General features: G+C 61.7%; 21 protein-coding genes. 8 read left to right on the forward strand and 13 right to left on the reverse strand.

Going from position 1 to position 20,265, the window contains the following annotated elements; translation table 11 throughout:
• Positions 1-2: 2 nt before the first annotated feature.
• Together L6D81_RS02045 and L6D81_RS02050 are read right to left on the reverse strand one after the other, a co-directional pair.
• Entirely contained in the window at positions 3-260 is a 258-nt protein-coding gene (locus L6D81_RS02045) for a DUF2790 domain-containing protein (RefSeq protein ID WP_007950580.1), read from the reverse strand.
• Between the two features lie 147 nt (positions 261-407).
• The gene (locus tag L6D81_RS02050) at positions 408-1,121 is read right to left on the reverse strand and encodes a murein L,D-transpeptidase catalytic domain family protein (protein ID WP_236177704.1); all 714 of its coding nucleotides are present in this window, start codon (positions 1,119-1,121) and stop codon (positions 408-410) included.
• A 151-nt stretch (positions 1,122-1,272) separates the two neighbouring features.
• On the opposite strand from L6D81_RS02050, the gene L6D81_RS02055 reads away from it, so the two are divergent.
• The gene (locus L6D81_RS02055) at positions 1,273-2,886 is read left to right on the forward strand and encodes a L,D-transpeptidase family protein (protein WP_236177705.1); all 1,614 of its coding nucleotides are present in this window, start codon (positions 1,273-1,275) and stop codon (positions 2,884-2,886) included.
• Between the two features lie 3 nt (positions 2,887-2,889).
• On the opposite strand, the gene L6D81_RS02060 is transcribed toward L6D81_RS02055, so the two are convergent.
• Both L6D81_RS02060 and L6D81_RS02065 read right to left on the reverse strand, forming a co-directional pair.
• Positions 2,890-3,405, reverse strand: a complete 516-nt coding sequence (locus tag L6D81_RS02060; RefSeq protein ID WP_236177706.1) for an HvfX family Cu-binding RiPP maturation protein — start codon at positions 3,403-3,405, stop codon at positions 2,890-2,892.
• A 57-nt stretch (positions 3,406-3,462) separates the two neighbouring features.
• Positions 3,463-3,666: an HvfA family oxazolone/thioamide-modified RiPP metallophore gene (locus L6D81_RS02065; RefSeq protein ID WP_236177707.1), complete on the reverse strand. Its 204-nt coding sequence runs from the start codon at positions 3,664-3,666 to the stop codon at positions 3,463-3,465.
• Positions 3,667-3,907: 241 nt separating this feature from the next.
• On the opposite strand from L6D81_RS02065, the gene glsB reads away from it, so the two are divergent.
• Both glsB and L6D81_RS02075 read left to right on the forward strand, forming a co-directional pair.
• Positions 3,908-4,816: a glutaminase B gene (gene glsB / locus L6D81_RS02070; RefSeq protein WP_102687036.1), complete on the forward strand. Its 909-nt coding sequence runs from the start codon at positions 3,908-3,910 to the stop codon at positions 4,814-4,816.
• 69 nt (positions 4,817-4,885) lie between these two features.
• The gene (locus tag L6D81_RS02075) at positions 4,886-6,388 is read left to right on the forward strand and encodes an aldehyde dehydrogenase family protein (RefSeq protein ID WP_236177708.1); all 1,503 of its coding nucleotides are present in this window, start codon (positions 4,886-4,888) and stop codon (positions 6,386-6,388) included.
• A gap of 48 nt (positions 6,389-6,436) precedes the next feature.
• Here the strand turns inward: L6D81_RS02075 and L6D81_RS02080 are convergent, their stop codons facing one another.
• The 3 genes from L6D81_RS02080 to cynS all read right to left on the reverse strand — a co-directional run bounded on the left by L6D81_RS02080 (position 6,437) and on the right by cynS (position 7,893).
• Entirely contained in the window at positions 6,437-7,096 is a 660-nt protein-coding gene (locus tag L6D81_RS02080; RefSeq protein ID WP_039767103.1) for a carbonic anhydrase, read from the reverse strand.
• 12 nt (positions 7,097-7,108) lie between these two features.
• Positions 7,109-7,345 carry a DUF2790 domain-containing protein gene (locus tag L6D81_RS02085; protein ID WP_236177709.1) on the reverse strand — a complete coding sequence of 79 codons (237 nt, stop codon included), beginning with the start codon at positions 7,343-7,345 and terminating at the stop codon, positions 7,109-7,111.
• Between the two features lie 83 nt (positions 7,346-7,428).
• Positions 7,429-7,893 (reverse strand): cyanase, encoded by a 465-nt coding sequence (gene cynS, locus L6D81_RS02090; protein WP_011334741.1) that lies wholly within the window; start codon positions 7,891-7,893, stop codon positions 7,429-7,431.
• Between the two features lie 121 nt (positions 7,894-8,014).
• Here cynS and cynR point away from each other — a divergent pair, with 121 nt between their 5' ends.
• Positions 8,015-8,893 (forward strand): transcriptional regulator CynR, encoded by an 879-nt coding sequence (gene cynR, locus L6D81_RS02095; protein WP_236177710.1) that lies wholly within the window; start codon positions 8,015-8,017, stop codon positions 8,891-8,893.
• A 74-nt stretch (positions 8,894-8,967) separates the two neighbouring features.
• Here cynR and L6D81_RS02100 read toward each other — a convergent pair whose 3' ends face one another.
• Positions 8,968-9,297 (reverse strand): hypothetical protein, encoded by a 330-nt coding sequence (locus L6D81_RS02100; protein WP_047293552.1) that lies wholly within the window; start codon positions 9,295-9,297, stop codon positions 8,968-8,970.
• A 127-nt stretch (positions 9,298-9,424) separates the two neighbouring features.
• On the opposite strand from L6D81_RS02100, the gene L6D81_RS02105 reads away from it, so the two are divergent.
• Entirely contained in the window at positions 9,425-9,796 is a 372-nt protein-coding gene (locus tag L6D81_RS02105; protein ID WP_236177711.1) for a hypothetical protein, read from the forward strand.
• 12 nt (positions 9,797-9,808) lie between these two features.
• Here L6D81_RS02105 and L6D81_RS02110 read toward each other — a convergent pair whose 3' ends face one another.
• A complete protein-coding gene (locus L6D81_RS02110; protein WP_236177712.1) occupies positions 9,809-10,312 on the reverse strand; it encodes a GNAT family N-acetyltransferase in 504 nt (167 codons plus the stop codon).
• Positions 10,313-10,359: 47 nt separating this feature from the next.
• A complete protein-coding gene (locus tag L6D81_RS02115) occupies positions 10,360-12,303 on the reverse strand; it encodes a DNA topoisomerase III (RefSeq protein ID WP_236177713.1) in 1,944 nt (647 codons plus the stop codon).
• Positions 12,304-12,581: 278 nt separating this feature from the next.
• Between L6D81_RS02115 and L6D81_RS02120 the strand changes: the two genes are divergently transcribed.
• Positions 12,582-13,988, forward strand: coding sequence for a serralysin family metalloprotease (locus L6D81_RS02120; protein WP_236177714.1), 1,407 nt, complete (start codon positions 12,582-12,584; stop codon positions 13,986-13,988).
• A gap of 80 nt (positions 13,989-14,068) precedes the next feature.
• Here L6D81_RS02120 and L6D81_RS02125 read toward each other — a convergent pair whose 3' ends face one another.
• Complete coding sequence (locus L6D81_RS02125) at positions 14,069-15,283, reverse strand: MFS transporter (protein WP_236177715.1); 1,215 nt, start codon at positions 15,281-15,283, stop codon at positions 14,069-14,071.
• A gap of 178 nt (positions 15,284-15,461) precedes the next feature.
• On the opposite strand from L6D81_RS02125, the gene L6D81_RS02130 reads away from it, so the two are divergent.
• The gene (locus L6D81_RS02130) at positions 15,462-15,830 is read left to right on the forward strand and encodes a DUF427 domain-containing protein (protein ID WP_064379499.1); all 369 of its coding nucleotides are present in this window, start codon (positions 15,462-15,464) and stop codon (positions 15,828-15,830) included.
• Positions 15,831-15,879: 49 nt separating this feature from the next.
• Here the strand turns inward: L6D81_RS02130 and L6D81_RS02135 are convergent, their stop codons facing one another.
• Entirely contained in the window at positions 15,880-17,502 is a 1,623-nt protein-coding gene (locus tag L6D81_RS02135; RefSeq protein WP_236177716.1) for an MFS transporter, read from the reverse strand.
• 70 nt (positions 17,503-17,572) lie between these two features.
• Complete coding sequence (locus L6D81_RS02140; protein WP_236177717.1) at positions 17,573-19,219, reverse strand: GMC family oxidoreductase; 1,647 nt, start codon at positions 19,217-19,219, stop codon at positions 17,573-17,575.
• A 133-nt stretch (positions 19,220-19,352) separates the two neighbouring features.
• On the opposite strand from L6D81_RS02140, the gene L6D81_RS02145 reads away from it, so the two are divergent.
• Positions 19,353-20,240 (forward strand): LysR family transcriptional regulator, encoded by an 888-nt coding sequence (locus L6D81_RS02145; protein WP_236177718.1) that lies wholly within the window; start codon positions 19,353-19,355, stop codon positions 20,238-20,240.
• Positions 20,241-20,265: the final 25 nt, after the last annotated feature.

A 20,265-nucleotide genomic window follows, 5' to 3' on the forward strand; every position in this document is an offset into this window, starting at 1 on the left:
CCTCAATTGTCATTGATGCAGCCGCTGCCTTGCACTTGATAGTCCAGCACATGTTCGCGGCCCTGGTGGTCGAGGTAATTGAGCTGCGCGGGGATCACGCCGCAAGCCTGGGAAATATCGGTGCTGGAGAGGACTTTGTCGACATCCAGGTGCACGAAGAAACCGGTTTTGTCATGAATGACGGCGGCGTCCGGCGCAGGCGCAGCGAACACGGAACCGGTGGCGAGGAGGGCGGTGAAGGCGAGGATCAGGGTTTTCATGATGGGTCACTCGAGTCGTTGAAGTTGATCGGCGTTCTGGCCGGGACAACTTCAAGCTACCGGGCGATCCGCTCGGCAAACCGACAACTCGATGACAAATCTGTAATAAACCGAATCTGTGGGAGCCAATGCACTCCCACAGGGAGTTCAGCTGGCGTGAGTGCTGAGAATGCTCGCGATCTGTTGTGGCTGGCAGTTGAGGTACGGCGAGGATTTCAGCCATTGCTGATCCGGGTACCAGGAGAACATGAACTGGCCGTTCTTCAGGCTGTCGATCACCCGTTTGGCGACCTGCGGTCGCACGGCCGGGCAACCCTGGCTGCGGCCCAGACGGCCCGTACGTTTACTCCAGAACGGGTTCACGTAGTCGGCGGCGTGGATCACGATGGCTCGGTCGCGGGCCATGTCGTTGATGCCCGGTTCCAGACCGTCCATGCGCAGCGAATAACCGTGAGTGCCCTGGTAACTTTCCTGGGTCCGGAACAGGCCGAGGCTGGACTGAAAACTGCCTTCACGGTTGGAGAACCGGGTGGCGAAATTTTCCCCCGAGTTCGAACCGTGGGCGACCAGATCGCGCAGCACCAGTTTTTTCCGGGTCAGGTCGAAGATCCACAACCGGCGCTCGGTGGAGGGCTGCGAATAGTCGATGATCGCCAGATGACGAGACCGCTTCGCGCCGTTGTTGATCGCACATTGCATGGCGCTCAAGGCACCTTTCAGCGCCTGGGGATTGAGTTCCGGAGCGGCGTGCGCGAGGCTGGTGTACAGAACCGGCGAAGAGGTGCCGGCGGCAAAGGCTGGGCTGGTCAGCACGCCAAGGGCGGTGGCAGTCAGCAGAAGTCGGCGCAAAAACGTCAACATTTAAGGTGAGTCTCCACTTGCTACTTGTTTGGCACTTAGGCTCCTGACGTCCAGTCATCCCCGGCAAGCCCGCGAATCGGGCCTGACTGTTCACCGCACCTGAGGTAAGGTTGACCGTCAATCAAGACGGCCATGGATTGGAGTAAAGCAGTTGTTCAAAAAGTACGCATGCTACTTGAGCATTTGTTTGCTCGCTGCGCCGTTTGTCGCTTGCGCCGAAGAGCCGTTGCCGGGGCTCCCGACGCTGCCGCCCGTGCCGACACAAATGCCCATCGAACCGCAGAGCCCGTTGCAGGCTGCGCTGATCAGCCTGCCTCAGGCGTGCCCGACGATCGGCACCCGCCTCAATGGTCCGGCGCTGGATCAGTTGCGGGCGTTCTACCAGCAGCAGGACTGGCTGCCGGTGTGGGCCGATGGCGGGCAATTGCCGGCCTTGCATGCGCAATTGCAGCTGTTGGCCGACGATGGCCTTGACCCGAAACGCTACCCGGTGGCGCTCACTGCCCCGCAGGACGGCGAACTGTGCGCCGACATCGAGATCAGCCGCTATTACCTGCAAGCCCTGCAGGATCTGCATTACGGCCGCCTGTTGCAATCGCATTTCGAACCCCTGTGGCATGCCGACCAAACGCCGCGCGACCGTCAGGCCGAATTGCTCGCCATCGCCGTGCCGGGCGTGCACAACGTCCCGGCCGCCTTCGATCTGGCTAGGCCGCAGCTGGCGCAGTACCAGAATCTGCGTCATCACTATGCAGCTCAACGCCTGCAAGCCTTGCCCCAATGGACAACAGTGGGTAACGGGCCGTTGCTGCGTCCAGACATGGAAGACAAGCGTGTGCCGGACCTGGCCCGGCGGCTGTACGGCGAAGGCTACCTGAGCAGTGTGGTCGGCACCCCGGACAACGCTTATCACGGCGTATTGGTGGAGGCGGTGAAGCGTTTTCAGGCCAGCCATTCGTTGCAGGCCGACGGGGTGGTGGGGCCGGGAACGATTGCCGAACTCAACATCAGTCCGCTGACCCGCCGCGAACAGTTGCGGGTCAACCTCGAACGTTTCCGCTGGATGGCCCAGGACATGGAGCCGGACGGTTTGCTGGTCAACGTCGCCGCGGCCGAGCTGACGCTTTATCAGGGCGGCTTGCCGGTGTGGCAGACCCGCACCCAGGTCGGGCGCGCCGAACGCCAGACCCCGCTGCTCAAATCCCGGGTCACACGCTTGACCCTGAACCCGACCTGGACCGTGCCGCCGACCATCTGGAAGGAAGACAAGCTGCCGGAAATCCGCAAGGACCAGACTTTTCTCAGCCGCCAGAACCTGCAAGTGCTCGACGCCAACGGCCAGCCGCTGGCCGCCGCCGACATCGACTGGGACAACCCCGGCAACATCCTCTTGCGCCAGGACGCCGGGCCGCGCAACCCGCTGGGACAAATGGTCATTCGTTTCCCCAACCCGTTCTCGGTGTATCTGCATGACACGCCGAGCAAGTCGCTGTTCGACAAGGGGCCACGGGCGTTCAGCTCCGGTTGTGTGCGAGTCGAGCATCCGATGAAGCTGCGCGATTTCCTGCTCAGTCCGGCGGAGAAGGCGCGCACCGACACCTTGCTGGCCACCGGCACCACCCATGAATTCCGCCTGAGCAATCCGGTGCCGATCCTCATGACTTACTGGACGGCCGAGGTCGATGGCCAGGGGCGTGTGCTCTACGCGCCGGACATCTACAGCCGTGACAGTGCGTTGCTGGCCGGGCTGGACCGGGCGCATTGATCCTCAGTGGCTGGCGCGTTTCCAGAAAAACCGCGCCAGCCACGCATCCACGCTCAACTTGCCGGCCCCGGCAAACACCAGCGGCACCAGCGCAGCCAGATAAATCGCCGGCAGCTTGAAGTTGCCGAAGCCCTTGTTGGTGATCGCGTAACCCTGGGCCAGCTCACTCAACGATGACCAGTCCGCCGGCCAGTGCACGGCAGCGGTGGCAACAACGGTCACGACAATCAACGAAATCGCCGAAATCCGCGTGCCGAATCCGATCAGGATGGCCAGCGCGCAAATCAGCTCGGCCCACATCGACAGCTCCCAGTTCAGCGTGGCCGGCAAGTGGTCGAAGGGAAACGGGAACCGCTCCTGAATGTCTTCGAACCAGTTCTGGCCGTTGAACTTCTCCAGCCCCGATTCGAAAAACTCCCAGGCGATGAACAGGCGCAAGGTCAGCGGCGCGAGCCACTGGCCGGCGCGGTCGAGGTTCCAGTGCAGGCCTTTGACGGCCGACGAGAGAGCTGTGGTCATGGCAAGGCTCCATTCATTCAGGGGAAAGCGGGGCGTGTAAGTGCCCCGTGAAAAGGGTTATTCACCGGCGCCGCACTTGCCTTCGCCGCATTTGCCTTCCGAGGTTTTTTCCGCCGTGTCGGCCTTGGCCTGGGTCTGGCTGTAGCCGTGATCCAGTTGCTTGACGCTGAACGTTTCGGCAGCCGAAGCCGCGTTGGACAGGGCCAGGCCACCGGCAAGCAGCAGGCCGACGGTCAGGGAGGTTTTCGAGCGCTGGGTCATGGTGAATCTCCGATGCGAGAGGTGAGTTCAAAGGCTTGATCGGGGTTGCCGATCGACAGGTTCATTTGAACGTCAGGCTGTATCGCGGATGTGTCGCAAAGGGCCGGATTTGTGCGCGGGATGTGTCGGACCTCGGGCCGTACACACTGCGATACACAGAACCGGTGTGATTCGATCGCCGGGCGCAGCGTCTAGCCACCGTGTCCCCGCAATCCCATGGGGCGAGACTTCGAGACCCGGCATGCAAGCGCTGTTGAACGAGATCCTTGACGCGGTCCGGCCCCTGATCGGGCAGGGCAAAGTGGCTGACTACATTCCCGCCCTCGGCACCGTGCCGGCCAATCAACTGGGCATCGCCGTGTATGGCAACGACGGCGAAATGTATTGCGCCGGCGACGCCGAGACGCCGTTCTCGGTGCAGAGTATTTCCAAGGTGTTCAGCCTGGTGCAGGCCATCGAACATTCCGGCGAGGCGATCTGGGAACGCCTGGGCCACGAGCCGTCCGGCCAGCCGTTCAACTCGCTGGTGCAGCTGGAATTCGAACGCGGCCGTCCGCGCAATCCGTTCATCAATGCCGGGGCGCTGGTGATCTGCGACATCAACCAGTCGCGCTTTGCCGCACCGGCCTTGTCGATGCGTGACTTCGTGCGGCGGCTGTCGGGCAATCCGCAGGTGATGGTTGACGGCAAGGTCGCCGACTCCGAATACCAGCACCGTGCGCGCAATGCTGCGATGGCGTACCTGATGCAATCTTTCGGCAATTTCCACAACGACGTCGAAGCGGTGCTGCGCAGCTACTTCAGCCACTGCGCGTTGCGCATGAGCTGCATCGACCTGGCCCGGGCCTTCTGCTTCCTGGCCAACGACGGCTTCTGCAAACACAGCGGCGAACAGATCCTCACCCGCCGCCAGACCCAGCAAGTCAACTCGATCATGGCCACCAGCGGTCTCTACGATGAGGCCGGCAACTTTGCCTACCGCGTCGGCCTGCCGGGCAAGAGCGGCGTCGGTGGCGGCATCGTTGCGGTGGTGCCGGGGCAGTTCACGGTGTGCGTGTGGTCGCCGGAGCTGAACACGGCGGGCAACTCGCTGGCGGGGATGGCGGCGCTGGAAATGCTCAGTTCGCGGATTGGCTGGTCGGTGTTCTGAGCCCGTGTTGCTTTGCGGGAGGCCAACCTATACATTTTCCGGCCGCCCTCAATATGGTGAATCCGCTCCATGTCTCTCGCGCTCGAACGTCTCGTCGCTGGCACGCCCATCCCTTTCGCCGGTAACCGCGTCACCGTGGTCAGCCCCGAACTGGCCGAGCGTTTCCGACCCGGCGACCACCTGCTGGTGGAGCAGGTGAGTGGCGAGCTGTTGCTGATTCCGGTCGTGGATCAGCAGGCCGCGTCGGTGGCGATCGAGCGTGCAGCGGCGGCGTTTGCCGCGTTGTCTGCGGTGCCGGATGAGGCCATCAGCCGCTTCTTCGATCTGTTCGCTCAACGTCTGGAAAACCCGGACGCCTGGGCGCTGATTGAAACCGCCAACCTCGCCGACATCGAACGGGCCAAGGCGCGCGGTCGTTCCACCACCCGTTTGCTCGCCGACGAGCGCATGCGCCGCGACATGATCGCCGGCCTGCGCGCCTGGCGTGATGCACCGGCCACCCGCGGCAAGGTGATCAGCTGCGTCGAGCATGACGGCTGGAAGGTTGAGCAAGTGGTGTCGCCGCTGGGTATCGTCGCGTTCGTGTTCGAAGGTCGGCCGAACGTCTTTGCAGATGCTGCCGGCGTACTGCGCACCGGCAACACGGCGGTGCTGCGTATTGGCAGCGATGCGCTGGGCACCGCGCAAGCCATCGTCACCCACGCCCTGAACCCGGCGCTGGCCGATGCCGGTCTGCCGGCGGGTGCGGTGTCGCTGGTGGAGAGCGTCAATCACGCCGCCGGTTGGGCGATGTTCGCCGACCGGCGTCTGTCGCTGGCGGTGGCCCGTGGTTCGGGTCGTGCGGTCAGCCAGTTGGGCAGCATCGCCCAGCAGGCCGGCACCGCCGTCAGCCTGCACGGCACCGGTGGCGCATGGCTGATTGCTGATCGCGATGCCGACGCCACACGCTTCGCCGCCGTGGTGCGCAACTCGCTGGATCGCAAGGTCTGCAACACGCTGAACGTCTGCCTGATCCAGCGCGACCGCGCTGCCGAACTGGTGCCGTTGTTCCTCGATGCCTTGCAACAGGCCGGTGCAGCACGCGGTCAGGGCTGCAAATTGCACATTGTCGAAGGCAGCGAAAGCGTTCTGCCGAGTGACTGGCAGAACGCGACGGTTGAGGTCTATCGCGCCGAGGGTTACCAGACCGAAGCCCTGGCCGAGCCGCTGCCCGAAGCTCAACTGGGCCGCGAGTGGGAATGGGAAGAAACCCCTGAAACCAGCCTGATGATCGTCGACGATCTGGATCAGGCGATTGCGCTGTTCAACCGTTACAGCCCGCAGTTCACGGTGTCGCTGATCAGTGAAGACGCGGCGGTTCAGGAGCGTTTCTACAGCGCGGTCAACGCGCCGTTCGTGGGTAACGGCATTACCCGTTGGGTCGATGGCCAATACGCGCTGAACAAGCCGGAACTGGGGCTTTCGAACTGGGAAAGCGGCCGGTTGTTTGCCCGCAGCGCGATCCTCTCCGGCGACGGTGTGTTCACCGTACGCAGCCGCATGACGCAACTCGATCTGGGCGTAAAACGCTGAACAGAACAACGCCGCGTCCGTCGCAATGACGGGCGCGGCGTTGTGTTTTCAAGCAGCATCGACTGCCTGACCGTACACCGCGCACGTCGACGGTTGCTCGGCCAGCGAGACAAAGGTGCGACGGTCGGCACTCAGCGCGTCGATCGAGCCGGTCTCGATGTCGTACACCCAGCCGTGCAGGTTCAGCAGGCCTTTCTCCTGGGCCAGGCGCACGCTCGGATGCGTCTGGATATTCGCCAGTTGCGCGATCACGTTTTCCCGCACCATCGAACTCAGCCTGGCCGCGTCATTGGCGTGCGGCCGCGATTCGTTGACCACTTTCGCCGACTCGGCGTGTTGCAGCCAGCCGCTGACGGCGGGCAGGTGATCCATGCACTTGCACTGGGCGATGGCGGTCATGGCGCCGCAGTCGGAGTGGCCGCAGATCACGATGTCGGTCACACCGAGCACGGCCACCGCGTATTCCACCGTCGCCGAAACCCCGCCCGGATGCGGGCTGTAGGACGGCACGATATTGCCGGCGTTACGGATCACGAACAGCTCGCCGGGTTCTTGCTGGGTCAGCAGTTCCGGGACGACGCGGCTGTCGGAGCAAGTGATGAACAAGGTGCCTGGGGTTTGGGTCGTCGCCAGGTGTTTGAACAGCTCGGTGCGTTGTGGAAACGCTTCGTTCTGGAACTTCAGGAAGCCTTCGATCAGGTTTTTCATGGTGTAGTCCTCTCAGTTCGAACAGCCGGTGCCGAATTCGCTGTATTGAAGAATGTGTTTTACGCCGTGGCTGTCGAGGTAAGTCATCTCGACCGGCACCACGCCACAGACGTCGGCGACCGGGGTGATGCTCACGACTTCAGCGATATCCAGCGACATGCCGTAGCGATAGGCGACGGCCTCTTCATCAGCCTGGGCCTGGGCGGCAAGGCCGGCGAGCAGGGCCAGGGTCAACAGAATTTTTTGCATGGGGCAGCCTCCAGACAGATGGGGTGACGACTTGGCAATTGAGGTTTGGATGGGCCCGCACGCGGTGTGCGGGCCCGGAGGGATCAGAACGGACGCAGCGGGAGGAACTTGCCGTCGAGGGTGACCACGGCGCGGGAGCCGCCTTCAGGGTCTTCGACTTTCTTGATGTCGAGCTTGAAGTTGATTGCGCTGATGATGCCGTCGCCGAACTGCTCGTGAACCAGCGCCTTCAGGGTGGTGCCGTAGATCTGGATCATCTCGTGGAAGCGGTAGATGGTCGGGTCGGTCGGTACGCCGTCGAGGCTGCCGCGCAGCGGGATGATTTGCAGGGCGGCGACGTCTTCGGCACTCAGCTCAAGTTTGTCGCCGACCACTTCGGCGGCCGCTTTCGGCAATGGATGCTGGCCGAGGAGGGCGGCGGTGACATAGGCCAGGCTCAGACCGGTACCGTCGGCCAGATCCTGCCACGACAGGTTTTTCTGTGCCTTGGCATCCAGGGCGCGGGTGGTCAGGGCAATGCGGCTGTCGTTGTAGGCTTGGGATTGCATGGTGCTTCTCCTTTCGGGGTTGGCTTGCTGTGTGGGATTGATCTTCTGCCGATTTATCCATAGCGTCCAAGACCGATATACAATGCAAAGCATAAGCACTGCCTATAGATGGAGCGTCCCCATGTTGCTGCGACATTTGCGATACCTGCTGGCCGTGGCCGATCACGGCGGTTTTACCCGGGCGGCCGAGGCGCTGCATGTGTCCCAGCCGACCCTGTCGCAACAGATCCGCCAACTGGAAGAAAGCCTCGGTGTGGATCTGTTTGATCGCACCTCGCGCTCGGTCAAACCCACGGATGCCGGTCAGGCCTATATCGAATGTGCCCGACGGGTGCTGGTGGAGCTGGAGGCGGGCAAGCGCGCGTTGCATGACGTGAAGGATCTGTCCCGAGGCTCGCTGCGGCTGGCCATGACCCCGACGTTCATGGCGTACCTGGTCGGGCCATTGGTGCGCGATTACGTGGCGCGGTATCCGGGCATTCACCTGGAGATTTTCGAGTTGTCGATGGATGACATCGAGGCCGGGCTGGCGGATGACTCGCTGGATATCGCGATTGCCTTTAGCCCGGTGCGCCATCCGGACATTGAGTGCATTCCCGCGTTTGTCGAGACGTTGGGGGTGATGGTCGGGCGTGAACACCCGCTGTATGACAGCTCATCAGTGCTTAAGCCAGATGACATTGCGCAACTGGATTTCGCCTTGCTGGCGCCGGACTTTTTCACGCGCCTGTCGATCGATGAATATTTCCGCCAGCACGGCATCACGCCCAAGGTGCAGATCGAGGTGAATTCGGTGAGCACGTTGCTGGAAGTGATCCGGCATTCGCCGATTGCGACCATGTTGCCGGAGGCGATTGCGACCGAGGACCGGGCACTGCGCCGTTTGCGTATCGAGAGCGAGGCGCCGCAGCGGGGAGCGGCGTTGTTGCGGCGCCAGAATAACTATCACAGTGCGGCGGCTGAGGCGTTCATGAAGCTGGTGCTGGAAACCCGTTCATGAACATGGTTTACGATCAATAAAAAGGGCCTGCGTCTTTATCGGACGCAGGCCCTTTTGTTTATCGAACTTTTAACTTAGCAGAACCGATCAATCACCCGAACTTCGTTCTTGTTCTGCATCGAGTCCCACGCCTGTTTCAGCGTCTGCAGAACATTACCGATGAAGTCCTTGTCGGCCGCGGCTTTCTTGCCGACATAGCCGTGGCCGCGGCGGTACATCTTCAGACGGGCCAGCAGGTTCTGGTTGTTCCGGTCGAACTCTTCTTCACCAGCATGGGGCGACAGGCAGTCGATATGGACCTGACCCGACTTGCTGATCCACAGAATATGGCTGTCGTGGCTGTCTTTTTGTGCCGCGAACATACGAGCCAGTTCTTCGATAGTAGGTTGATTGTTCAGATTCATGATATTGCCCCTTGACCAGTCTGGTGATCTTTCAAAGTTGATTCGCTAATACAGGTAGCCCATCGGTTAGTTGATCCCTGGCACCGAAACCAGGACGTCAGCGGTCGCCCGTGTGAAGCACGGGGTCATGCGTCTGTTGCATGTAGTCGTGTTGAATAACTGCTACGCAATAGCGTCACAACGAGGAGAAGCAGCGAAAACCGGGAGGCTCCTTGACGACGTTTTCAGTGTCGACCACAAGCGTCTTGAGAATTTTCGCCAGCGCTTCTCGTCCTTGTACTGGACGTTCAGGCCAGGTCAGCTTCTTCAATCTGCCTTGTGGGCAGCGTGTATCCGGAAAAAACAGCTCGGCGGTCAGACGAGCTTGCTCAAGCGTGTTGCCAGTGCTCCCGATCGGGGAGACGTCTGCATCATGCAAAAGCCCAACGACGCCGTCAACGCTTTTGTAGTGAATATTTTTTCTCACTACATATTGTCGGACAAAGTCATTCTGGAATGAAAAAAGGGAACTTCAGGCAGCGGGAGAAAGGCTGCGCAGGCAGTAGACCGTGCAGGGATAGCCGTCCACGGTTTTTGTCTGGCGGGTAAAGTCGCCGCCGCTCAGCTCGGGGATGAGCCGGGCCCAGAACCGCTGTGCAGGCAGGTTGGCGTCGACATGGAAAATCTGCCATCGACCGGGCAAGTGGCTCAAGAGGGCAGAGGCGACAAACTGCGCGACGCCTTGGCCACGCCAGCGCCGGCTGACGAAGAAATAGCCGATGTTGTAGTCGGCGCCTTCGATGAGGAGGTGGTCATCCACGGTCACGAACCCCGCCAGCTCATCGTCGACGTGGATCAGGAACGGCCGGGTTGCCGGCTGGCGCCAGTAATCGTCCTTCAACTGGATCGGGAAGAAACCATGCCCGCCGAGCTTCAGCGGCAGCCACTGGCTGAAGTCATAGGTGTAGAACTGCATCAGGTTTTCGAGGGTGTCCAGTTCGTCGCGCCGGGCGACGCGCAGTTCGATGACAGACATGCCGCTGCCTCCTGACCATCACTACGGAAACAGTAGCGCGCAGCGGGCTAGTTGGCTGCCGGTTTCGCCGCGCGCTTGCTGGTCCCGGTGGTTTTGCGCCGTGTGGTCTTACGCTTTTTCTTCCACGGCGCAGCGGCCTTGCCGGCGGGCGGCGGGCCGCTGATGGTCAGGCTCAGCCCGGCACAACGAGTCACTTGCTTGCTCATCCACGCCGCCTGTTTGGTGACGAATTCTTCAAGACTCATCTCGCCGCTCTGCACCATGTCCAGCGCCTGCTCCCAGATCGCCGTGGTGCCGGGGTCGGCAATCGCGCGCGGCACGGCGTCGATCAGGCTGAACGCAGCAGGCGTGGCGGACAGCGCCTTGCCGTTCTTCACCAGATATCCGCGATCCAGCAGCCCTTGAATGATCGAGGCGCGGGTGGCTTCGGTGCCGATGCCGGTGGTGTCCTTGAGTTTCTGCTTGAGCAGCGGATCTTCCACCAGTTTGGCGACGTTCTTCATTGCCTTGATCAGGTCGCCTTCGGTGTAGGGCTTGGGCGGTTGCGTCCACAGGTCCTTGAGCTTTACGTCAGCAATCGCACACTCGGCGCCTTGGGTCAGTGGCGGCAGCGTTTGCGGCGCGGGGGCTTCACGGCCCTTGGCGGGGGCCAGCGCTTCGGGCAGTGCGCGTTTCCAGCCCGGCTCGATGATCTGCTTGCCGACCGCGCGCAAGGCTTGCCCGGCGCAATCGAAATCGGCCTGGGTGCGGTCGTATTCGTGATTGGGCAGGAACTGCGCCAGGTACCGCGCGCGAATCAGCGTGTAGACCGCGCGGTGCTTGCCGGTCAGGCGCTCCAGATTTTTCGCGGCAGCGGTCGGAATGATGCCGTGGTGAGCGCTGACCTTGGCGTCATTCCACGCGCGGGAGCGGCGCTGTGGCTCCAGATGCTCGCGCAAGGTTTCCAGACTCTGATCGGCCTGACGCAGCGCCGCGAGAATCCCCGGCGCCTCGCTGTGCTGGCTCAGGGGCAGGTAGCCGCAATCGCTGCGCGGGTAGGTGATGACCTTGTAGGTTTCGTAGAGGGCCTGGGCGATGTCGAGGGTTTCCTGGGCGCCGAGGCCGAGTTTCTTCGAGCAGACTTCCTGCAAGGTGCCCAGATCGAAGGGCAGGGGCGCCACCTCACGCATGCGCTCGGTGCGCAGCTTGACCACCCGGGCGCTGGCAGCGCTGCCGATTGCGGCGGCCGCTTGCCGGGCGAGGGCCTGATTGAGGCAGCGATCCTGATCGTCACAGGCATCGTTCGGTGCACGCCATTGCGCGGTGAACGGCGTGCCTCCGTGCAGCAGTTGCACGTCGATGGCCCAGTACGCGACCGGCACGAAATCGGCGATGCTGCGGTCGCGATCCACCACCAGTCGCAGAGTCGGTGTCTGCACCCGGCCCACCGGCAGCACGCCTTGATAGCCTGATTGCCGGCCGAGCAGGGTGAACAGGCGACTCATGTTCATCCCGATCAGCCAGTCCGCCCGCGAGCGCCCCAATGCCGAGTGATACAGGCTGAAGGTCTCGGCGCCCGGTTTGAGCGTCGCCAACGCCTTGCGAATCGACGCTTCGTCCAGCGCCGACAGCCACAAGCGGCGGATCGGCCCGCGATAGCGGCAATGCTCGACCAGTTCCCGGGCAATCATCTCGCCCTCACGGTCGGCGTCGGTGGCAATGATCAGTTCGGTGGCTTCGCCGAGCAGGCGCTTCACCGCCTTGTACTGGCTGGCGGTACGCGGCTTGACGGTCATTTTCCACTTGTCGGGGATGATCGGCAGGTCGGCCAGCACCCAGCGCTTGTAGCGAGCGTCGTAAGCGTCCGGTGGCGCGGTTTCCAGCAGGTGGCCGATGCACCAGGTCACCGTGACATCCGTTCCCAGCCAGCAGCCGTCACCCCGACGCTTTGCGCCGAGCACGGCCGCAATGTCTTTGGCCTGGGAGGGTTTTTCACAGAGGTACAGCCGCATAACCACCGTCGTCGATCATTGCCCGAAGAGGCGCACAGGATGGCCTGACTCGGGCGATCGGGCAACTTTTATCTGTATGGATATACAGATAAAAGGATTGCCGTTCATGACCGCGCGCGTCGGGACAAACCGGGACGCTATCGAGAAATTGATTAGCGCCCTCGTTGGCGGCTGTGGCAGGTTCAATCTGCCTACCAGGGCGAGTGACAGGACGATCTCGCCAGAAGATCGCCGCTTTTCTGTCTGACACTGACTCTTTAAAAACAAGGACGTACACCATGCCTCAACCTTCCTCCCAGACCAGCAGCGCCTTCACCGCGGTCGACACCTTCAGCCACCTGTATGACCGGGGCACCGGAACCGTCAACGGCAAGCCGTCGTTCACCGCCGACCAGGCCGCCGATGAAATCCTGCGCAAGGGCATGTCGTGGCAGGACAAGAATGCCGACGGCAAGATTGATCTGACCTACACCTTCCTGACCGACAAGCCGTCGAACTACAACCCGAAACTCGGCAACTTCAGCGAGTTCAGCGCCCAGCAAAAGGCCCAGGCCGTGCTGGCGATGCAATCGTGGTCAGACGTGGCCAACGTGACCTTCACCGAAGGCAAGGGCGGCGACGGTCACATGACCTTCGGCAACTACGACGTCAGCACCGGTGGCGCGGCGTTCGCCTACCTGCCGCAGGGCAGCAGCTACGACGGCCAGTCGTGGTACCTGATCAACGATCAGTACCAGGTCAACAAGACCCCGGACACCAATAACTACGGGCGTCAGACCCTGACCCACGAAATCGGCCACACCCTCGGCCTGTCGCACCCGGGCGCCTACAACGCCGGCAACGGCAACCCGACCTACGGCGACGCCAAATACGCCGAAGACACCCGTGGCTACAGCCTGATGAGCTACTGGAGCGAAGCCAACACCGATCAGAACTTCAGCAAGGACGGCAGTGGTGCCTACGCCTCCGCGCCGTTGCTGGACGACATCGTCGCGGTGCAGAAACTCTACGGCGCCAACGTCGAAACCCGCGCCGACAACACCGTGTACGGCTTCAACTCCAACACCGATCGCGATTTCTACAGCGCCACGTCGAACACTTCCAAAGTGGTGTTCTCGGTGTGGGACGGCGGCGGCAATGACACCCTGGATTTCTCCGGCTTCAGCCAGAACCAGAAGATCAACCTCAACGAAGGTTCGTTCTCCGATGTCGGCGGGCTGGTGGGCAACGTGTCCATCGCTCACGGCGTGACCGTGGAAAACGCCATTGGCGGCTCGGGCAATGACTTGCTGATCGGCAACGCGGCGGCCAACGACCTGATCGGTGGCGCGGGCAACGACATCCTCTACGGCGGTGGCGGCGGTGATTCGCTGTGGGGCGGTGAAGGCGCGGACACCTTCGTGTTCGGCGCGGCCAGCGACTCGACCATGACCGCGCCGGACTGGATCATGGATTTCACCAGCGGCCTGGACAAGATCGACCTGTCGGGCATCGCCGGGTTTGCTACCGGCGCGGCCACGCTGAACTTCGTCAGCGGCTTCACCGGGCATGCCGGCGACGCGATCCTTACTTACTTCGAACAGACCAACCAGACCAGCCTGATGATCGACCTCACGGGCCAGGGTTCGGTGGACTTCGCCGTGGGTGTGGTGGGGCAGGCCGTGGCGACCGATATCGTCGCGTAATCTGAGCGTGAAAAAACCGCAGTCCTTCACAGGCTGCGGTTTTTTTGTTTTCGGATATCGCTCTATGACAGTGGAGTCCGCTACTGCTCGGTTTCGAGGATCGAAGCGGCGGATGTATTACGTACTCTGGCAAACCACCAGAGAGCCGTCACGCCCAGCAGCGTCGCCATTACGGCCAGAATGAGAATCACACGTTGCGTCCCCAATGGCGCAGCGAGCAGCGCAACCAACAGACCGGCCAGCGGTTGCGACAAGTTGTTGAGCAGGGTGATCACGCCCACGGTCTTGCCGAAGTCCTGAGGGGGAATGACTCGCTGGCGAATACTGCGCATGTAGACATTGAACATTTTGTCGAAGCCGACAATCAGCAGGAAACCCAGCACATAACCCGCCAGGTTCGGGCTCAGGGCACTGATGAAGGCGCCGGCGGCGAGCATCGTATAGGCAACCCCACCCAGTACGCGCAACGGCAATACCACCCGGGCGAGGAAAAACAGAATCACGATGGTGGTCACCGCACCAGCCGCTTGCAGCACAGCGTAGTCGTCCTTGCCGGCGCGGTACTGACCGAGCACCATGGCCGCCGAAGTGGCCAGGGTAACCCCGACAATCAGGTTGACCCCCACTGCCAGCGTGATGATTTTTTTCAGCGCCGCCCGTTCGCGGATATGCCTGAAAGCGATGCGCAGAGGCTGCAGCCAGATGTCCTGATGCTGCTCGAACACCTCCAGGGTGATACGGCTGAAACGTTGCCACAACCGCATGCTCAGGTCGGCCAGCAGGAACAGCCCGGCCACCCACAGCACCACCCAGTGCCAGGCCGAAACCTCCAGCAGCAATGCCGCCACCAAGGGCCCCAGAACCAGTCCGGTCTGGTCGGCTATCTGCGAGTAGGAAAGGGTTTTGGTGTAGCTGTAATGCTGGAAAATATGCGGCATCAGCACTTCGCGGGCCATGATGCCCTGAGTGGTCAGCACGCCGCACAGCGCGGACAGCACCACCAGCCACGCGATACCGCCGAAGACGGCATAAAGCCCTATCGCCAACACGCAGAGCAGAGCGCGGTAGACCTGACTGATGTGCAGAATCCTGATGGGTGAAAACTTGTCACACAGGGCTCCGCATAACGGAAACGCGAGAAAACGCGGCAGCGACTCGACGAAGAATGCGAGTCCGGCCCACGACGCGCTGTTGGTGGTCTGGAATACCACCAACGGCACGATGAACAACAGGATCTGATCCGCCAGCCGCGACAGGAACAGCGAGATGAAGAAAGCCAGGTAATCCTTACGCATGATGACTCCTGTCGGTGGGCGTTTTGGCCGTTTTGCGCGTGATATGAAACCAGAAACCGCAGCCTTCGCAAGCGGCGTTTTTCTGTAAGCGGAAAAGCCGTTCGGCTGCGAACCTGACGAGATTTGCCGGCATGGGTTATACCTGAACCGGTGCTTTCGCCGCCGTCAGGAGAAACCGATGAAAACGTCCGGTCCCAGTCCCGTTATCACCATCGCCGAGCAGCCAGGCTGCCTGCTTGTGAAATTTCACGGTATACAGGTTGCCGCGTCGGCCCGAGCGCTGGTGCTGCTCGAAGCCAATTACCCGCCGGTCTACTACATCCCCCGCGAGGACATCGACGAAAAATATTTCGCCCGCACTGATCACACCACCTACTGCCCGTACAAGGGCGATGCCAACTATTTCAGTCTGCAAGTGCCGGGACATGAGGGCGCGAACGCGGTATGGACGTATGAAAATCCGAAGATTTCGGTGAGTCAGATCAAGGACTATGTGGCGTTTTATCCCGATCAGGTGAAGTTTGAATTGCTGGAGGCGGAGGTTTGAGATCCAGCCGTGTGGCGAGGGCATTGCGCCCCCGCCACACGTCTATCAATCAGTTCTTGTCGAGATCGATATTCTTCGTCTCACGCAGACAGATCATCCCCACCACCAGGCTCACCCCGGTTATCAGCACCGGATACCACAGCCCATAGAAGATATCCCCGGTGTACACCACCAGCGCGAACGACACGGTTGGCAGAAAACCGCCGAACCAGCCGTTGCCGATGTGGTACGGCAGGGACATCGAGGTGTAGCGGATGCGGGTCGGGAACAGTTCGACCATCAGCGCCGCGAGCGGGCCGTAGCACATGGCGGAGATGATGATCAGGCCGACGATCAGGGCCACGATCATCGGTTTGTTGATCTGCTGCATGTCGGCCTGTTGCGGGTAGCCGGCGAGGGTGATGGCGCCGCGCAGGGCGGCTTCGTCGAAGCCGTCGAGTTTCACATCGCCGACGCTCACTTGCACCGTGCTGCCCGCCGGGGCGGCGACGCTGGAGTAGGGCAGGCCTTGCTTGACCAGGAAGGTCTTGACCTTGTCGCACGGGCTGTCGAATTTGGCCTTGCCCACCGGATCGAACTGGAAGGTGCAGGTCGCCGGGTCTGCGACAACGGTGATCGGCGCCTGCTGGCTGGCGCGGTCGATGGCCGGGTTGGCGTAGTGGGCCAGGGATTTGAAGATCGGGAAGTACAGCGCGGTGGCCAGCAGCAGGCCGAGCATCAGCACCGGTTTGCGCCCGACCTTGTCCGACAGCCAGCCGAAAATGATGAAGAACGGCGCGCCGATCACCACGCTGATGATCAGCAGACTGTTGGCCACCGCCGGGTCCATTTTCAGGAACTGGGTGAGGAAGAACAGCACGTAGAACTGCGCCGCATAAAAGGTCACCGCCTGGCCGGCGTTGATGCTGAACAGGGCGATCAGCACGACCTTGAGGTTTTCCCATTTGCCGAAGGATTCGCGGATCGGCGCCTTGCTGGTCTTGCCTTCCTCTTTCATCTTCAGATAGGCCGGCGACTCGTGCAGGCTCAGGCGAATCCAGGTGGAAATGCCCAGCAGCACGATCGACAGCAGGAACGGAATGCGCCAGCCCCAGACTTCGAACTGATCGCCGGTGAAGTAGCGGCAACCGAGCACCACCAGCAGCGACAGCAGCAGACCGAGGGTGGCAGTGGATTGAATCCAGCTAGTGTGGAAACCGCGTTTGCCGATCGGCGCGTGTTCGGCCACGTAAGTCGCAGCACCGCCGTATTCGCCGCCGAGGGCCAGGCCCTGAAGCATGCGCAGCACCACCAGAATGATCGGCGCCGCGATGCCAATGCTGGCGTAGTTCGGCAGCAGGCCCACGGCGAACGTCGCCACACCCATCAGGATGATGGTCGCGAGGAAGGTGTATTTGCGCCCGATCATGTCCCCCAACCGACCGAACACCAGCGCCCCGAACGGTCGCACGATGAAGCCTGCGGCGAACGCCATCAGCGCGAAGATGAACGCGGTGGTGTCGTTGACCCCGGCGAAAAACTGCTTGCTGATGACCGCCGCCAGGGCGCCGTAGAGAAAGAAGTCATACCACTCGAACACCGTCCCCAGAGACGAGGCGAAGATGACCTTTCGGGTATCGGGGCTGGCATCCGTGCTGCGCACGGCGTCCAGAGACTGAACGTGTTCTGACATATCGGTATCCCTCACAGTGATTGTTTTTGTTGTTTCCACTGGTGTTGCGTGTCCGGGTGATGCGCGATGTCTACAGGGTGTGGGCCATTTCCGTTTTCGGTGTGATGTTCCTTGGTCCGGGGTTGAGAATCAGCTGTGCCGCTTTTTCAGCAATCATCAGCGTAGGCGAACAGGTATTACCTGAGGTAATGCGCGGCATGATCGACGCATCGGCAATCCGCAGCCCCGCCACCCCATGCACGCGTAATTGCGCATCGACCACAGCCTTCGCGTCGTTGCCCATGCGGCAGGTGCCGACCGGATGGAAAATCGTCGTGCCGATCTTCGCCGCCGCTTGGTGCAGTTGTTCTTCGGTTTGCAGGCTGGCACCGGGCAGGTATTCCACCGGGTTGAAGGCTTGCAGGGCCGGGGCGCTGACGATGCGCCGGGTCAGGCGGATCGCGTCGGCGGCCACGCGCAAGTCTTCGGGATGGCTGAGGTAATTGGGCTGGATCAGCGGCGCGGTTTGCGGATCGGCAGAACGAATCTCGACCCGGCCCCGGCTCTGCGGGCGCAAATCACACACCGACGCGGTGAACGCGGGGAAGCTGTGCAACGGTTCGCCAAAGCGCTCCAGCGACAGCGGCTGCACGTGGTATTCGAGATTGGCCGAGGTCTGTTCCGGCCCGGAGCGGGCAAACGCACCCAACTGACTCGGCGCCATCGACAACGGCCCGCTGCGGTCATACAGATAACGCAGGCCCATGCCCATCTTGCCCCACACGCTGCCGGCGATCTGGTTGAGGGTGCGGGCGTTTTCCAGTTGGTAGATCAGCCGCAGTTGCAGGTGATCCTGCAGATTGCCGCCAACGCCCGGCAGCTCATGCACCACACCGATGCCGAGCTTTTCCAGCAGTGGCCGCGGGCCGATTCCGGAGCGTTGCAGAATGCTCGGCGAGCCCACGGCGCCGGCGCACAACACGATCTCCTTGCGCGCCTTGAAGTTCTTTTGCTGACCCTGCCAACGGGTACTGACCTTCGAGGCACGGCCGTCTTCGAACAGAACACGATCCACTTCGACTTCAGTCAATACCGTGAGATTGGCCCGATTGCGAATCGGCTTCAGAAACGCCTTCGCCGCGTTCCAGCGCACGCCGGCCTTCTGATTGACCTGAAAGTAGCCGCAACCCTCGTTGTCGCCCTGGTTGAAGTCATCGATGCTGGCGATTCCACTCTGTTCGGCAGCGCTGCGAAAGGCATCGAGAATCGGCCACGACAGACGCTGGCGTTCGACGCGCCATTCGCCCTGGTCGCCATGAAACGCCGCCGCGCCGGCGAAGTGGTTTTCACTCTGCTTGAACAGCGGCAGCACATCGTTCCAGGCCCAGCCCGGATTGCCTTCGGCAGCCCAGCCGTCATAGTCGTTGGCCTGGCCGCGCATGTAGATCATGCCGTTGATCGACGAACAGCCGCCCAGGACTTTGCCGCGCGGATAACTGAGCGCGCGGCCATTGAGGCCTGGTTGTTCTTCGGTCTTGAAGCACCAGTCGGTGCGCGGATTGCCGATGCAGAACAGGTAACCCACGGGGATATGAATCCACGGATAGTTGTCGCGCCCGCCGGCCTCCAGCAACAGCACGCGCTGCCGGGGATCGGCCGACAGCCGATTGGCCAGCAAACACCCGGCCGGCCCGGCGCCGACCACGATGTAATCGAATTCATCGAGGGAAGCCTGCATTCCCTGACCTCGCTTATTGTTTTTGTTGTCGGTCATCCTAGTTGTTAGCTTTCGTCAAAAGAATGTTAGTTTTTGCGCAGCCGCTGTGCGTTTTCAAACAGCGCTCCCTGACGATAGCCGACAAGGACACGCCATGTTCGACTGGAACGACCTGCGATTCTTTCTCGAGTTGCAGCGCAGCGGCCGCTTGTTGACCGCTGCCCGCCGCTTGAACACTACGCACGCCACCGTTGCCCGGCACATCGAGGCCATCGAAAAAAGCCTCGGCACCGCGCTGTTCGTCCAGCACGCCCAGGGCTACGAAATGACCCCGGCGGGGGAGGCGCTGCTCAAACACGCCGAAGCCATGGAAAACGTCGCGCTGCTGGCTCAGGAAGAGATCACCCAGTCCACGGCGCCGCTGGGCAAGATCCGCGTTGGCGTCACCGAAGGCTTGGGCATCATGTTTCTCGCCAGTCGCATGATCGGGCTGTTCGAGCGCTATCCGGGTCTGGAAGTGGAACTGGTGGCGGTGCCGCGCTTCGTCAGCATCCTCAACCGCGAGGCGGAAATCAGCATTCATCTGGAACGGCCGGCGGCGGACATGCTGGTCACTCGCAAACTCACCGATTACCGGCTCGCGCTCTATGCCAGCCGCACCTATCTCGACAATGCGCCGCCACTGCGCAGCCGCGAAGATCTAGGCCGGCATGCGTGGATCGGCTACGTCGATGATTTGCTGTTCAGTCAGGAGCTGATGTTCCTCAACAGTTTCTGCCGCAATCCACGGGTGGTGTTTCACAGCACCAGTGTGATTGCCCAGCAGCAGGCGGCGCGCTCGGGGCTGGGGATTGCGGTACTGCCTTGCTACATGGCGGCGTCGGACCCGGAGCTGGTGGCGCTGCTGCCGGATGAAAGCATCGAGCGCAGTTACTGGATCAGTACGCGGCGCGAGTTGCACAAGTCGGTGCGTTTGCGGGTGGTCTGGGATTACGTTGTGGGGTTGTGTGAAGGCGAGCGCGAGTTATTGATGGGGCAGTAACGGACGGCTGTTTCATGCAACTAAA

The organism is Pseudomonas sputi, assembly GCF_021603585.1.
GTDB lineage: Bacteria > Pseudomonadota > Gammaproteobacteria > Pseudomonadales > Pseudomonadaceae > Aquipseudomonas > Aquipseudomonas sputi.

Bases quoted from the DNA above. Each gene is read 5' to 3' on its own strand.
- L6D81_RS02120 (WP_236177714.1), top strand. From the start codon at position 12,582: ATGCCTCAACCTTCCTCCCAGACCAGCAGCGCCTTCACCGCGGTCGAC.
- cynS (WP_011334741.1), bottom strand. From the start codon at position 7,893: ATGCAATCCCAAGCCTACAACGACAGCCGCATTGCCCTGACCACCCGC.
- L6D81_RS02135 (WP_236177716.1), bottom strand. From the start codon at position 17,502: ATGTCAGAACACGTTCAGTCTCTGGACGCCGTGCGCAGCACGGATGCC.
- L6D81_RS02050 (WP_236177704.1), bottom strand. From the start codon at position 1,121: ATGTTGACGTTTTTGCGCCGACTTCTGCTGACTGCCACCGCCCTTGGC.
- L6D81_RS02085 (WP_236177709.1), bottom strand. From the start codon at position 7,345: ATGCAAAAAATTCTGTTGACCCTGGCCCTGCTCGCCGGCCTTGCCGCC.
- L6D81_RS02130 (WP_064379499.1), top strand. From the start codon at position 15,462: ATGAAAACGTCCGGTCCCAGTCCCGTTATCACCATCGCCGAGCAGCCA.
- L6D81_RS02125 (WP_236177715.1), bottom strand. From the start codon at position 15,283: ATGCGTAAGGATTACCTGGCTTTCTTCATCTCGCTGTTCCTGTCGCGG.
- L6D81_RS02110 (WP_236177712.1), bottom strand. From the start codon at position 10,312: ATGTCTGTCATCGAACTGCGCGTCGCCCGGCGCGACGAACTGGACACC.
- L6D81_RS02140 (WP_236177717.1), bottom strand. From the start codon at position 19,219: ATGCAGGCTTCCCTCGATGAATTCGATTACATCGTGGTCGGCGCCGGG.
- L6D81_RS02080 (WP_039767103.1), bottom strand. From the start codon at position 7,096: ATGAAAAACCTGATCGAAGGCTTCCTGAAGTTCCAGAACGAAGCGTTT.
- L6D81_RS02145 (WP_236177718.1), top strand. From the start codon at position 19,353: ATGTTCGACTGGAACGACCTGCGATTCTTTCTCGAGTTGCAGCGCAGC.
- L6D81_RS02060 (WP_236177706.1), bottom strand. From the start codon at position 3,405: ATGACCACAGCTCTCTCGTCGGCCGTCAAAGGCCTGCACTGGAACCTC.
- L6D81_RS02065 (WP_236177707.1), bottom strand. From the start codon at position 3,666: ATGACCCAGCGCTCGAAAACCTCCCTGACCGTCGGCCTGCTGCTTGCC.
- L6D81_RS02100 (WP_047293552.1), bottom strand. From the start codon at position 9,297: ATGAATCTGAACAATCAACCTACTATCGAAGAACTGGCTCGTATGTTC.
- L6D81_RS02045 (WP_007950580.1), bottom strand. From the start codon at position 260: ATGAAAACCCTGATCCTCGCCTTCACCGCCCTCCTCGCCACCGGTTCC.
- L6D81_RS02075 (WP_236177708.1), top strand. From the start codon at position 4,886: ATGTCTCTCGCGCTCGAACGTCTCGTCGCTGGCACGCCCATCCCTTTC.
- L6D81_RS02115 (WP_236177713.1), bottom strand. From the start codon at position 12,303: ATGCGGCTGTACCTCTGTGAAAAACCCTCCCAGGCCAAAGACATTGCG.
- cynR (WP_236177710.1), top strand. From the start codon at position 8,015: ATGTTGCTGCGACATTTGCGATACCTGCTGGCCGTGGCCGATCACGGC.
- L6D81_RS02105 (WP_236177711.1), top strand. From the start codon at position 9,425: ATGCGTCTGTTGCATGTAGTCGTGTTGAATAACTGCTACGCAATAGCG.
- glsB (WP_102687036.1), top strand. From the start codon at position 3,908: ATGCAAGCGCTGTTGAACGAGATCCTTGACGCGGTCCGGCCCCTGATC.